We start from the raw sequence: 14,377 nt of genomic DNA on the forward strand, positions 1-14,377 counted from the left end.
GTTTAAAACGAGAGGGTGATTCCCGCTCGGAGGCGGGAATGACAATTCAATTGCAGTTGGTTTTATTTTTTGCGGCGTTTGGGGAGATCGTTTTTCCTGTAGACTTGCAGCAAGATGATGGCAATCACCGTCACAAGCAAGAGGAGTATGGGGATAAGCCCGAAGGTACCGCGGTAGGCCGCAACGGAGGGGTCAAAGCGAGAGATTATCGTCATCATCACGGCGGAGGGAGCAACAACAATTCCGAGCAATAGCGCCAAGTTGCTGTTGAAGAAATCCGAGACGTGGAACGAGGTAAAGTAAGCCACGAGAACCCCAATCGCGATGAGGAATGTGATGATGTTCAAGAAGCGGAACACCCAGCGGTGCGTGCAGAAGAAAGACGCGACAGCGCCCTGGCGCAAGCCATCCCCATCTTCGTTCTCGAAATGCTTGAGCATGCAGGCACCCAAATTGCCTGAAGTGGCACAGGTTTCTTCGGCATTGAGATCAGTTGCATACGGCCCAACACCCAAATTGTAATACGTGTCGTTATAATACAGGGCATCCTTGCCAAACTGGCTCCACCCGATATTATCAAACCAAACAACAGGGACCAAGGAATGCAACATATTGCGACGATCAAGGCTATCAATCTGCAAATTCAAATCGTTCAAAAGAATCTGCTTATTACGAGATGCCGGTTCGTCCAGCACAACGAACAAGTAATTTTTCACTTCTTCACGAATCTGCTTACGGCTAATCTTTCTTTCGTTTTTATCGGACTGGAGCAGGCTCAAGAAATTGCTATAACTATAGATTCCACTATGAGATTCCTGTTTCACAGTATCGGCAAATAACTGGTGCTTATCGATTGCCAAATCAGAGCGTTCCATCATCAAATTCACATGCACATACTCATTTTTATCGGCAAGCGTTCCTTTCAATCCCTTAAAGAAATCATTGAACCGTGACGTACTTTTATTATCCTTTGGATAATTCTTAAAGAACAAAGTCACGCCATCTCCGCGATTTTCATATTCATCGGTATAGAACGTGAAGGTATTCACAAAGCGCTGGAAATAAGAATTAACCTTCGTGTTCAAAAGAGAATCAATTTCAACAGTCAAATTTTTAAAGAATTTCTCTAAATCAACATTTTTCCAATCGTCTCTGACAACAACCCAATCTAGCTTTACATTATGGCGATGAGCTTCATTGACAAATTCATAATTTTCTTTTTTACAAAAATACGTCAAAGCAGATGCACCCGACGCCGTATGGAGATTGCCATCATTATCGATTTTCAGGCCATAATAGGCAAGTCGAGTAATGCCTTCAAAGTCAACCCATTTTGTCGTATCACCAGCATACCAATACGGATAAAATCCAACAACACCGCCATTCAGCTCTTCTTTATGGCTGCATCCGCACGTTTTACCTTTTAAATTTATCGGGACTTCTTCATAATCATTGATTTTAACAAGCGAAGAATCTACAACTTCCTTAAAGTAAAGGGAATAAAGAGAATCAAGCCTATCAAAAGACTTTTTCCAAAGGTCATCTGAGCAGATTCGGCCACTATATCTATCGATAAATTTCTTTTCACGTTGAATATCAGATATTAATTTTTTCCCAACATTGCTATATATCTGACGCATATTACATTTTCTTTCCATACATGCGCCATATTTTTCCCTTTTCCTAAGCTCCTGATTCTTACATATTTCACTATAGGCTTCTCTTGTAGAATCCACAAGATTCTTTCTCTTCTTAGCAAAAAAAGATTCAAGAGCAGCATCAATATACTCACTCTGATTATGCACATGCCCGCTACAAAGTTTAAAACTCGAAGCCAGAAGATTTTTTGCGTAACGATCGAGCTGTATAGAATCCAAAAAATCTACGTTTCGCATTTTCAAAACAAAATCATACGCTTGTTGAGAAAACACCATCTGTTGTTTTGCATCATCAATAATATACCATTTTAATGAATCAATAGCATAATCATCCAAATAGGTCGGCGTATTGAGCATTCCCATCGCGTCTGTAGCAGTATCCTCTCGAACAGTCCACGATGTCTGAATGAAATTATTAACAATTTTTTGATGCTGAGGATACTCCTTAAACAGCTCCTTAAATTTTTCATTCATCTGCGAACGGCTTTCATACTTAAAGGCCTTCTGTTCTTCAAGAATTTTAAACACCTTAGCGGAGTCTTTTAGCAAATCCTGTTTTGCATACGCTTCCACTTTTTCAGGCGAAATCGTATAGTAGCTCAGCGAATTATCATCCGCAAACGAAAGGATGGCAGATAAAGCCACAATGAGTGATATAAGGAGGTATTTTATCTTCATAGAATTTTTCCTTCTTTGTGTAATTCCTTGGCCAAGGACCTAACGATGTCTTCATTACAAATTTTCTTGCGATTCTGTTGAGCAGCGCAAAGCGCTGCATAACGCGCTACGTTTGTTAGCGCTCCCCCTGCGAGTTCATACTTTTCGGCAAATTTGTTCAAATCGACATCGTCTTCAAGTATAGCTTTTTTCGAGAAGATGTTAGACCAAAGTCTCATACGTTCTTCGGGTTCCGGGAGCGGGAAGTAAATGGCGTTCTGGAAACGGCGCGAAAAAGCCTCGTCAATGTTCGATTTTAAGTTACTTGCAAGGATAACGATACCCGGGAAATCTTCGACACGTTGTAAGAGATACGAGATTTCCTGGTTCGCGGCACGGTCATTCGAGCTATTCGTCTGTGTGCGGGCTCCAAATAGCGAGTCCGCCTCGTCAAAAAAGAGAATCCAATTGCGGTGTTCCGCCTGATCAAAGATGTTCGAGAGGTTTTTCTCGGTTTCGCCGATGTACTTCGAAATCACCTGCGACAAGTCTACACGATAAACATCCATACCGACTTTTGAGCCAATGAGCGTTGCGGTGAGTGTCTTGCCGGTGCCCGGAGGGCCGTAAAACAGCGCACGGTAACCGCGTTTGAGGTTCTTGCGGAGCCCAAAATCGTCGAGCACGACTTCGCTTTTTTCAATCCATGCCAAAAGTTGGTTGATGTCATCAAGCGTCTCTTCGCTAAGCACAAGGTCTTCCCACTGCAAATTCGTCGTGATCAGTTTTGCCGGGAAATGCATGCTAAAATCGGGCTTGTTTTTAACGCCGGTCGTAAAGTACTGCAAGTATTCCGAAGACACACGGAGCGCCGCCGAATTCGCGGGTTCACCGGGTTCGCCGTATTCGAGTTGCAAAATGCGTTCCGCAAAAAGCATAGAAGAAGTATCGAACAGCGCCATCATCTGCAAGCGCTTTTCGATATCGTTCCCAGCAAGCAAAAACATAGCCGTTTCGCACGTGGGCAAGAATCCCGAATGGCTCTTGCTACGCCAGCCGCCAAATTCCGTGTACGGGCGGCCAAGCGTACGGTTGTTCAACAAGAACGAATCGAGCGCCTGCGGGCAAAGGTGCGGGAGCAGAGCAAGCGCAATAATCAAGCGTTCGTAAAAGCCAAATTCAAAATCGAAGACAACTTGCCCATATGGGGAATTTTCATCGAGTTCGGGCGGCGGGAGCATTTCAATCTGGAGCTTTTTATCTTCGGAATCGTCTGCTGAAAAATACTGCGAAAAACGCAGGTCAATCACCGACTTGCACCATTCAATTTCATTTGTCAAATCAAGACTCATCAGAACTCCAATCACACATTACAATCTGTCATGCCCGCCTCCGAGCGGGCACCACCCTTTTCACAATGGTTAAGGAGATTCCCGGTCAAGCCGGGAATGACATTTTTATTACCGCCACTTAACATTTAAAACCTTTTTCATCCACGAGTGCTTTATCATGGAATAGCCCCACGGGAGCTTATCGAGCAAGATGTCGAATGTTTTCGTTTCGACTGTCAGCATATCCGAGGCCCCCGCCGTTTCAAGAGTTCCGTTTCGCACAAAGTACGTACCGCGCAACCCATCGGGAGACATATGGCCCACGGCTTTCCAGTTTGCAATCACCGCATTGAGGAGCGAATCGATAAGCTCCTTTTCGCTATCCGAGACTTTCGGGAGCTCATCAGCATAGAGCACGGGCGACACGGGCATATTGCAAATGAGGTTCATCAAGGCCGCATCTTTAGGCGGTTCCGCATAGTTGCCATAAGCGGCGTACTTGAGCACCGCAAGGGCCTTGCGCTGAGATTCTTCGTTTGCAAAAACGCCTTTTTCGATGCACCCCGTGCGTTCGAAAAGCGCGGGCAAATACGGAGCAAGCAGCACCAGGCCAGAATCCATAATCTCGTAAGCTGTTTTTGCCAAGTCCTGTTCGGAATTGCGCGAATTTTTATCGGGAGTGCGCACAGTTTTTGCGTTTTTCATCTGCAAAATACGCTGGTAAACCACATACGCAATCTGCTGTATATCCATTTGCGGGTTTTCGGCCTGCATTTTCTTGATTACAGATTCCGAGAACGCCAGCGGATTGAACTTTTGGCCCTGATGTTCCGCTTCCCAGCTTTCGGCAAGCGCATCAAAGCGGTGTTCGAGAACGCTCGATTTATCAATCGGCATATGCTGGCGATAAACATCAGCAAGCATCGTCGTCACGGGCTTGCTCTGCGCCTTGAATACGGCCGAGCCGAGTTTCGATTTCAGCGCATCACGCAACGCATCTGCAATTTGGCGGAATACGTCACCTTGGGCATCGACGTTCAAATCAATCGTCAAAGAATCAAGCGTTACATCACCGTCCACATTCACTTCGGCAAGAGACTTGTCAAGCGTTTCAATCAACGCTCCATGCGCAAAGCTGTACAGTTCACGCTCTGTAGCAACCGGCAAAGAGGAATCTTCGACGGAAATGTTCAAGTTCAAATTTTCAACGATGTTCAGCGATTCACTCATAGCCAAACCTTCTTTGAAATGAACTGTTTATGAGCCAGGAGCCAATCCACCATGCGCGGCGACATCGTAAGTTTCATCGGACCATCGAATTTCCAGTCCTTATAGAGTTCTGCAAAGGCGTGACTTTCGCGCTTGGGCACCCAGTAAATCAGAGGGAGCAAATGGGCAGGGATTTCATTGCAAATAAATTGTTCAACATCGTCAAGCGTTTCGCGAGTTAAATCATCATCTGCAAACATCACGATATGAACGCGCCCGACCTTTTCGTCTACGAGCAATCCATCGACATTGAAAATCTCAATTTTATCTAAGCGGTCACGGAGAATTCCGAGCATCAGCTCCACGCGTCGACGCCATGCGTAGCCAACGCGGTGCAACAAGAGTTCCGGGAGATTCCGCAAGAACGCGACCTTGCAACTCACGAGGCGCGGTAACGCAAGAAAACTAAACTTCGGGAAATGTACGCCGTACATGGCTAGCATCTGGTCGAGCGCACGATTGTAACGTTCCAAATTTTCAATAACCTTCGCCGAGCGTTCCCCGCGAATCGAGAAAAGTTCCGGGAAATGGTCCAAAACATCCAAGAACTTTTTAAATACAAACTCAATCGGGGCAAGATAATTCTTTAGCGGTTCCGCCCCCTCCCCTTCCCTATAAATCGTCGGGAAAAGTTCGATTATCGGCGCAAAATCGGTCACATCGTGATGCGTTCCGGTCGGCAGAATTTCACCAAGTTCATCATCTTCGTCGTCAACTGAGCGAACGTTTGCACGGACACCATAGTCCACAAATTCAGGCTCTCCGCCCATCCACTTGATACGCAAATCCGAGACGTAATCGCCCATGCAGCGCCACTTGCGCCAGAGCCTCCAAAAGCGCTCAAAGATTTCACCGCTCACCCAGTCATTGGCGCTCCCCGCCATATAGATTTCAACTCGATAGCACCCGTTTTCGTCCGTTGCAAAACGAATTTTTTGCGGATAACAGCGCAATTTGGTGATACGCCTTTCGCAATAAATACGCGACTTGAAGAATGATGCATATTCATCCAGAGTGACCGGAAATTCCTGCATCACAAGCGTAGGCGCATAAAGAGCCTGCGATTCATAATCGATATTCCCGTCAAACGAAGCGAGATAATCTTCGACATCGAAACCCGTCTTGTAGCCAAGTTCCGTAAGCGCAAAGACCATCTGTTCCAAAATTGTAACGCCCGGATCGTGGACGTTATAGTCGGTCCAGATTTTTCCGCTCAATTTCTGTGCAAGCCCTATGGCCTCTTGCCGCAGGGTCGCATAATCGAACGTTCGAACCTCTTGACGAGATATCGTTATGGAGTTGAATTCACTCATTTAGTAATCGATCCAATCATTTGCGTATCGTACCAGAGCTTGGTAATGCGGTAACGCACCTTGATTTTCCCTTCGTCATCGTACTTGTGGTGCACACGCATCTGGAGCGTGAAATCAAACTTGTTCGTAGCAGTTTTCCAGCGGAAATCGATTTTGGAGCCTCGCCCACCACTATACGACTGCGTCAAATTGATAGACGGATTTTTATTGAACGTATTGACAGCAATCGCATGCGCAAGCGCAAACTTGCCATCGCCTTCATTGCCGCCCACACCCGCAACAACTTCAAAGCACTGGCAACCAGTCAAGACTTCGGTCACATCGTGCCATTCGCCATCGGCAACGACTTCGAGATTTTCATTTTCATAACCGAGACGGCCCTTCGATGCAATCGCACCATCAACGTCAAGTTCACATTGCGGCGCGACACAGCCAACGCCCATGCGAACTTCAGAACCGCCATCAGGATTTTCGGCCGAGCGTTTACCCAAGAGAGTCACGGCCGTCTCATTTTCTTTCATTTCGGGCGTCTTGATATTTAAACTCGTCTCGCCTTGTTCACTGTTCTTGCGGACACTTGCAAACCACTCCGGCTTGCGTTCTGCCAAATTCGCAAAAAAGCTCGCCAAGCGGCTGTTATCTCTTCTCTGCTTAATTTCAAGGCCGTTTTCTTCAGAGACTCTAAAGCCATCGTCCACAGCGTTCACCATGGAATCGATTAGACTCATAAAGTCTTCTTCTGTCGGCATGCGCCCGGCCGTAAAGCGATATTTCAACTCGTTTCGGTTAAGCCCGATGTATTCCATTACTTTCTCCTTATGATAAATGTTTGACCGATTTCAAGGCCACCATATCCGTTGTTGACACGGCGTGAACCCAAATTATTCGCAGAATCAATATCGTTAATGAAGTGCTTGCGCATTGGAACCGCAATACTCCATGGGAATGAGCCATGCAACAAGCGCTCTTCAGACTGCTCAAATAAATTCACCAAGAATCTTTGTTCGTCCGTAGAAGCAATTTTCATGATGGTGAAATCATCCATCACCTGATCCACGTAATCAAGGCTTTCGATATAGGACTTGAGTTCCATTTTATCGAGTTTCCAGCCAAAATGCTTGGTAATTCCGCCCACCTGCGGGAACCACGGCGATAAATAGCGATTAATTTTTTCGTTCAAGTCCAAAAGAATTTCGCCTTCGTTTTCGCGATGCTTAAGCTTGACATTGCAACGGACTTGCAACTTATCGAAAAACGGATTGACCACCCGCACATTCGCAATTCGTGAAACTTTACTTTTCAAATAATCTCGGATTTTCAAAAGCACCGAGCCGTTCACGCACGGGTCCCACTGGAATGTTCCATCGCAGAACATCGGCGAAACCGGCACGACAAGCAAGTGGCCCGGGCAAGCGCAATCATAACGGCCCGTAGATTCATCAATGCGCACATGCGGGAAGCACTTGACTTTAAGCACTTCAGGGAAATGTTCAAGAATTAATCGCTCGTAATCTTCCGTGCAAACGCCACGATTCCTGTGGTACAGATACTCTGCCACGCGCATACGCATCTTGTTATCGGTTTCGCGCACCTTGCCGCCAAACGATTCTTCGAACTGGTAAACGCTCGAAATACCGGCAACGCTCTTCGTGAGTTCCTTAATGCTTTTCGGTTTGCAATGATCCTGAATAAGGCCATCTTCAAAACCACAAACGCGCTTGACTTCGAGCGATTGCGTAAAGGCCGTCAAAAATCTTGAACATTCACGCCAGAAATCCCCCTTCGGGCTTATGCGAATCCAATAATAGCCACTCGGCATCAATTCACTTTCGCTCGAAATATCACTCGGCAAATCAAGCGTTACAAGGCCTGACGATGTAAAATGCGATGTCGTATCGGCAAGTCGATTTTCATCAGGCAAATTTTTCCAGCCAAGCGGCCCCATGTAAGACCAACTGCACTTTCCTTTTTCAAGGCTACGCGCTGCAGAGTCGCGATTGAGTACAAAATAGAGGTTTACTTTTTTCGGCTTACCCGCAAATTGGAGCCCTAAGAAAAGCTCACCATTACGCACAAAATACGGTTCTTTTTCGCTAAAGCCAAACGGGTGCACAAACACAATGTTTTCTGACTTATGCGAATCATTCGTCGAAAGCGTCACTTCGGCAAACGACGTGTAATTGACGTACAAGTCTTCAATGCTCGGCGTGTACGGCTGATTCGGCATTTCTTCGGCGGTCTTTTTCTTGAGAACCTGCGTCAAGAACGAATTGCAGACCGCACGCGACATTTCCTGGTGCATAAACGCCTTGGAGGGCGCGATGAGTTTTATTTTGAAGAACCCATCCTTCATCATCGGTGAATACATGAAGTTCTCGTCATCAGGAATCAATTCGCTTATACGCGAACAGACAATATTGCTGAACGACATTTTAAATTCATCGTCCATTGCATTAAACAGCGGGCTTGTCACGCGATTTTCATCGGACGGGAGCCAAGTTCCGCCATACAGGCCGCTCAACGAGACTGTAAAATCAGACGTTTTAGGAGGATTGTCGTATTGCGAATACCATTCCGAAAAATCCTTACAGTTCGGGAGGCCGCACCATTTGCCATGAACATCAAAAGAGTCCAGTTTTTTGCCGCAAATTTCCTTACAGCCCACAATGAACGAACTTCCGACACTCGGGACGGCGCCAAAAGGCTGCACCGGGAGCATTGTCGATGCTGGGCCATATTCATTCGAGACCGCAATATCGCGACACTTCGAGACATCGACCGCAATGCGCACGCTCTGTAAATGCATCCTCATCAAAGCAAACCAGAGCGCACGCGACTTGCGGGGAGAGACTAAAAGCCGAAGCATCGGATTTTTCGAACGATAGCGTTCACCGTGAATTTCAGGATTGTAATTGACAATCGCTGGGTCCGTATCCTTCAGCGTAAATTCTAAAGAAAGTTCATTCTCAGGGCATTCCGAATTCAGAATGCTACAACCGATTTTGTAATCATCAACATCAAGCCAGCCATTTTCCGTAGTGAGCGAAAGCTTGAACGCATTCAAGAACGCCGCCGAAAATTCGCTCGCCGAACCATGGTTGATATCAGCCACCGTGCGGCGCAAAGAATCACGTGTAAAAACAAAATTCAGTTTGACGTTTCGCACGCCACTCGACATGTAAAAAATGCGATTCGAAACGCAAAGTCCCACCTGCGAGAAAGCCGTCCCTTCGGGCACTTCATTTGAACGAGTCAGTCCAAATAAAGGATACGGTTGCATTTTCTGTTCACTAACGTCCTTGGGCGTGTAAACAGGAATTTCAGCCTGCGCAATCGGGTAACCCTTCACGCACGAAACCGTCAATATTTTGGCAACCTTTACATTGTTAATCGGCGAATCACAAACAGATTCAAACTCGATATTTTCACCCTTGCTATTTTCGCCAGCGCTAAAGCGGGTCCCCTTCGGGAGCATATACGAGACATCGTCATTATCGACATCTACGGTGACAAATGCGCGGTCGCCTTCGGCTTCGCGATTTTGTTGCTTGAGAATTTTGCGATAATAAAAATCAATGCGCCTGTCAGGGAATGTGTTGAGCGATTGTTGCACGTGCCCCATGAGTTTTGCGCAAACCGCATACAGAGCGGCAGCCGGGTCCGTTTTTCCGTCGGCTTCGCCCTCCATCATCGCCACAACTTTCGATAAATTTATATCATCGAAGAAATGCGGATTGCCATGTTCTTTGGCATACTCTTTCATCAAATACAAAATGGATTCTGTAGACGTAGAATCTACAGCAAAAAAGCCCGTCGCAAGCTCCGGGAACTCGCGAGCGCGCTGGCTCAATCCATCTTGTATTTGAAACCTATCCGCCATAAAACCAGTCAATCATCTATACGCTAGCATCCGTCGCTTCGTTCAAGTAGAACGGGAAAACAATGTTCCTACGGCTATTCGTCGAGCGTACAACATAAACGACGTTGATTCTCAGGACGCCCACTTTTTCGGTCTGTTCAACGACAATCGCCTCAACATCTACACGTGGCTCATTCAGCAAAATAGACTTGCGAATTTCGGCCTTGATAAGTGTTTCCGTCCTTAACGAAAACGATTCAAAGCAATAGTCCCTCAAGCGCGTTCCAAATTCCGGTTGCATCGTACGCTCGCCAGGGTACGTATTCAAGAGAATGCGCAAGCTTTCTTCGATGTCATCTTCGTGTTCCGACATTTTAGCATGTCCAGATTTCGAAAACGAGACCGGGAAAGACCACCCGCGACCTAAAAAAGAAGTATCCAGCAAATTATCCCCCTATCATCACTGTTGGACATCCCAAAACAATCGAGCCGCCATGAGCTGTAGAATCGCCCATGCGCGCCGCCGGTTTTCCGCAAATCATGACCGTCGCAGAGCCTTTGATTATGGAATCTGGCGGTCCGACGCATACGCAAGAATCCCCCATCACAGCAGCAGGCAGCCCGCCAATCAAAACCGTCGGCGCGCCCGGCCCCACAACGGGGCCGCCCACATGTGGGATGGGCGATGGCCATGCAGGAGTCTGCATGGGGCATGTATGCATATCAGTAAGTCTTGCGGCACACGGCATAAAAACTCCTAGTTGATCATCACCATAGCGCCCTTAATGACCGTCTGCCCAGAAGCAGAAACTTCGGCCTTCGCGCTACCTTTACCGGTGAATCCCACCTTACCATTAAATTCCACATTCAGCCCTTCGCCCTTGAGGTCTCCCTTTGAGGTCAAGGCAATTCCACCCACAGACGAGACATTAAACTTGCCCTTGGTATCGAAAGTAATGTCCTTTTTCGATTCCACCTTGATACCGCTATCGGACATTTCGAGCTTGTTGCCCGACGAGTCTTCGACCGTAATCTTTTTGCCATCATCATCCAAGACAAACTTGCGCTTGCCCGGAGTCATTACCGTGATGGACTTCTTTTCTTCATTGAATTCGACGCTCAGTTTTTCGCGCGTCAGAATCTGCTTGATGTTATTCTTTTGTTCAAGCGCCTGCGGGGTTGCGTGCTTGCCGCTATAAAGGCTTCCGAGAATCACGGGGCTCGACGGGTCTCCGCCAAAGAATCCGAGAATCACCTCGTCGCCCACTTCCGGGAAAAACATACAACCAAATTTATTCGAAGCGTAAACGCCACCGAGACGCGCCCAGACATCTTCTTTTTCGTTCTGCATCAGCGGAATTTTCACCTTAACGCGATTCAGCTTTTCCGGGTCTTCGTGAATTTGCATCACGACACCCGTCATGAGCCCGTGTACACCGCAGTTGATTCCCGACGCAATCGGCGAAGAGACTTCAAACTTTTCCGAGAACCATTCCTTGGACATGCCAAACGTGAATTCCGTTGTCCACAGCCCATCGCTAATATGATGGTGGATTCCAGAAACAAGCGCCCCGCCCTTAAATCGGTCGCCAACATTCTTTAGGCCCACAAGTCCGCCGAGTTTCGCCTTTGTTGTGCCAAGGCAAACGACAGAACCGCAAATTCTCGAAAGTTCATTTTTCAACTGTTCCGCTTCGGCCCAAGATGTAAGCATTCCCTTAGAAACTTGAGAATTGCTCTGCAACGTGTTCGAAGAAACTTTCAAAACGCCCTGAAGCTTACTATTGCCAAGATTCGTTTGGCCGCCAAGCGATTTCATTCCAGATTTTCCTGAAATCACCTGCTGCTTTGTGATGTCCCAAGATTTGGCTTCGACATTCTTGACTTGGAAAAGCGCATTTGCCTCAGCCTTGAATTCGATAATGTCCGTGCCCCAAGTGAGCTCCACCTCGGCACTGCCTTTAGCAGCAATTTTTTCGATAGACATTCCCTTGTCATCGGCAATGAGCCAGCAGCCATTCGCCTCGGCACGAGTCATGATAAAGTCCCAATCGGTGCAATAATACTGCAAAATTTCCTTATGCGCTTCGCCGCCCATGCTAGACTTTATCGAGACTCCGTAATCGCCCGCCAACTTCTTGACGATGGCATCATCCGTCTTTTCCAGATAATTCGCATTCTTGCGAGCACAAGTCATCGCAATTGCCTTGTCGCGGCACTCGATTTTAACGCAACTACGCCCACGCTTAGAAATCGAAACGCCATGGCGAACCACCACGCCCTTGAAAATCGGTGAAGAATTTGCGGCATAACCCGCCTTGATTGTCACTTCAGAACCGGGCTCCAATTCCGAGCCATCACTCAGCGGGAACTTGCCTTTGTTCATTTCGCCATCTTCAATCACGACCACCGCTTTCGGGATCGTGTTGATGCCGTAATAAACGTCGACAGAAACAATCGGGAGAACAGACGAGAGCGCTTTTCCGTTCCCCTGAATAACGCATTCTAACGGGCCTTCATCTTTGAATATGGGCGACTTATCTGACATTCAAGCCTCAATCGACAAGTGGCGGGAACACAAGACGCGTCCCCGGCTTTAAGCGACAAAAACTGGAGAGACCGTTAATTCGGGCCACCTGCATGTAATACGACGGATCGTTATAAACTTTGTTGCAAAGGTTCGGGAGTGTATCGCCGGATTTGACTTCGATAATGTGCGTGAGGTCCGGAGAGTGCTTATTTGCCTTTGCCTCAATTTCTTTGAGTGTCAAGAACTCGGAAAACTCAAGTTCAATTTCAGCTCGGAGTGGTGCACCATGAACATCGAATAAAGTATATTTCGAGTTCATCTTATTCAGGCGTACATCGCCCACATAAGAACCCCAACTTAACGTTACAATTGGAGGTTCATGCTTATTACCATCAAATGTGTAAACAACCTTTCTTAGCTGTTCCACCATATTCTCTATGGTCCCATCCATTGGCCATAGATCTTTAGGGATAGCCCCCGTCGTATCCAAGATAATCTTTGGAAGACTGATTACTTTTCTTTCATATTGATTAAATTTTAGGTTTTTCTTACTGCGAGTTAAAGAATAATTAATACCATCCGTTTGAGAAAACGATTCTGGATTCAGCATGACAGCAAATTCGCCACCACTCGATTTCAATTTAAGCTTTTCTAATCCCATTTACCGTTCTCTCATTTTTTCAACAGATTCACTAATCATCTCTCGACATTCATCCAATATTTCAGAACGAAGAGCCTCCAAGTCTTCTTTTTTTCCCTCTTTAGAAGATCCTGTCACGTGGATATTTACAACAAAATTTTTTATTTCCAGCGACATTCTACCCCTGCTGAATAAAGAAAGAATTGTATTTTATATGAACTGTTTCTACGACAACTTCATTTTTCATGGCACCAAAATCACTCAAGCTCCACTTTACAGGATACGCTTGTTTAAAAATCCAAGTTTTTATCGGTTGACCATTTTCATCTAGTAATGCAACAAGTAGATTTTTCAACTTTATGTAATCCTTTTTGGGCGGACTACTAAGTGTTTCATTACACCATTTAAAAAATTCATCACCCGTTTTTAGGATTCCACGAGATAAAACTAAATCGTTATATTTTTTCCCTTTCGGAAGATAATACTTTGCAAAACTGTCGCCTCCTGAACTTACAGGATCCGTTTCCAGCTCAAAATCAATCCCTTTAACTTCGCTAAAGGAAACCGATTTTTTTTCAATCGTTACAGAAAAGTGAAACGCAACAGGAATAGACCATTCTACCGGATCAGGAGGCGCCATGATTCTACCTACTAGCCGTTCGTGATTTCGAGACCTTCGTGAACAACAACGATTGTCTCAATAGCGACTTCATTACCTTCAGACTTGAGATCTGTTGCGGTAACCTTGGAAGGCCAAGCATTCTTGAGCGTCCAAGTCATCGTCGGATTGTCCGTTTCATCAAGAAGGCTAATCGTAACGGTAATACGTTCGATAGTATTCATCTTGATTTTCTTGAACCAGTCCCAGAACTTGTTGTCGCCCTTGAACACACCCTTCTTCATCGTCACATCACCGTACTTGACAATGCCAGGCATTTTCACAGAAGAGAAGATGCTGCTATCACCAGAGCGGTACGAAATAGGGTCCGTAGAAGCTTCCATACCAGAAACTTCCTGGAAGGACATCTGAACATCGCCCCACTTCACGAGGAAGTGGAATTTCGGCATGGGCCAAATGCTTGCACTTTGTGCTGCGCCATTTTCATCAGCCATATTGTTT

The 14,377-nt window shown here is 46.3% G+C and carries 13 protein-coding genes; all 13 read right to left on the bottom strand.

The genetic code is table 11. From position 1 onward, the window contains the following. Positions 1–62 precede the first annotated feature (62 nt). The 13 genes from B7982_RS02565 to B7982_RS02620 all read right to left on the bottom strand — a co-directional run bounded on the left by B7982_RS02565 (position 63) and on the right by B7982_RS02620 (position 14,370). On the bottom strand, positions 63–2,336 hold the full coding sequence (locus tag B7982_RS02565) for a hypothetical protein (protein WP_233138327.1): 2,274 nt from the start codon (positions 2,334–2,336) through the stop codon (positions 63–65). Then, positions 2,333–3,667 (bottom strand): ATP-binding protein, encoded by a 1,335-nt coding sequence (locus B7982_RS02570; protein WP_088659409.1) that lies wholly within the window; start codon positions 3,665–3,667, stop codon positions 2,333–2,335. Before B7982_RS02570 ends, B7982_RS02565 begins: the two co-directional genes overlap by 4 nt. A gap of 108 nt (positions 3,668–3,775) precedes the next feature. Continuing rightward, positions 3,776–4,876 carry a contractile injection system tape measure protein gene (locus B7982_RS02575; protein ID WP_088659410.1) on the bottom strand — a complete coding sequence of 367 codons (1,101 nt, stop codon included), beginning with the start codon at positions 4,874–4,876 and terminating at the stop codon, positions 3,776–3,778. Further along, positions 4,873–6,228, bottom strand: coding sequence for a hypothetical protein (locus B7982_RS02580; protein WP_144065908.1), 1,356 nt, complete (start codon positions 6,226–6,228; stop codon positions 4,873–4,875). Before B7982_RS02580 ends, B7982_RS02575 begins: the two co-directional genes overlap by 4 nt. Continuing rightward, positions 6,225–7,034: a hypothetical protein gene (locus tag B7982_RS02585; protein ID WP_088659412.1), complete on the bottom strand. Its 810-nt coding sequence runs from the start codon at positions 7,032–7,034 to the stop codon at positions 6,225–6,227. The genes B7982_RS02580 and B7982_RS02585 overlap by 4 nt, the downstream gene beginning before the upstream one ends. Then, positions 7,034–10,108: a baseplate J/gp47 family protein gene (locus B7982_RS02590; protein ID WP_144065909.1), complete on the bottom strand. Its 3,075-nt coding sequence runs from the start codon at positions 10,106–10,108 to the stop codon at positions 7,034–7,036. Before B7982_RS02590 ends, B7982_RS02585 begins: the two co-directional genes overlap by 1 nt. A 16-nt stretch (positions 10,109–10,124) precedes the next feature. Further along, on the bottom strand, positions 10,125–10,460 hold the full coding sequence (locus tag B7982_RS02595; RefSeq protein ID WP_088659551.1) for a GPW/gp25 family protein: 336 nt from the start codon (positions 10,458–10,460) through the stop codon (positions 10,125–10,127). A gap of 73 nt (positions 10,461–10,533) precedes the next feature. Then, positions 10,534–10,836, bottom strand: a complete 303-nt coding sequence (locus B7982_RS02600) for a PAAR domain-containing protein (protein ID WP_088629211.1) — start codon at positions 10,834–10,836, stop codon at positions 10,534–10,536. 8 nt (positions 10,837–10,844) lie between these two features. After that, a complete protein-coding gene (gene vgrG, locus B7982_RS02605; protein WP_088659414.1) occupies positions 10,845–12,635 on the bottom strand; it encodes a type VI secretion system tip protein VgrG in 1,791 nt (596 codons plus the stop codon). Between the two features lie 7 nt (positions 12,636–12,642). Continuing rightward, complete coding sequence (locus tag B7982_RS02610; RefSeq protein WP_088659415.1) at positions 12,643–13,278, bottom strand: peptidoglycan-binding protein; 636 nt, start codon at positions 13,276–13,278, stop codon at positions 12,643–12,645. Then, positions 13,279–13,434, bottom strand: coding sequence for a hypothetical protein (locus B7982_RS14850; protein ID WP_158212953.1), 156 nt, complete (start codon positions 13,432–13,434; stop codon positions 13,279–13,281). A gap of 1 nt (position 13,435) precedes the next feature. Further along, the gene (locus B7982_RS02615) at positions 13,436–13,897 is read right to left on the bottom strand and encodes a phage tail protein (RefSeq protein WP_088659416.1); all 462 of its coding nucleotides are present in this window, start codon (positions 13,895–13,897) and stop codon (positions 13,436–13,438) included. Positions 13,898–13,908: 11 nt separating this feature from the next. Next, complete coding sequence (locus B7982_RS02620) at positions 13,909–14,370, bottom strand: phage tail protein (RefSeq protein ID WP_072828181.1); 462 nt, start codon at positions 14,368–14,370, stop codon at positions 13,909–13,911. Between the last annotated feature and the right edge of the window lie 7 nt (positions 14,371–14,377).

The sequence above is a fragment of the Fibrobacter sp. UWB2 genome, from assembly GCF_002210425.1.
GTDB lineage: Bacteria > Fibrobacterota > Fibrobacteria > Fibrobacterales > Fibrobacteraceae > Fibrobacter > Fibrobacter elongatus.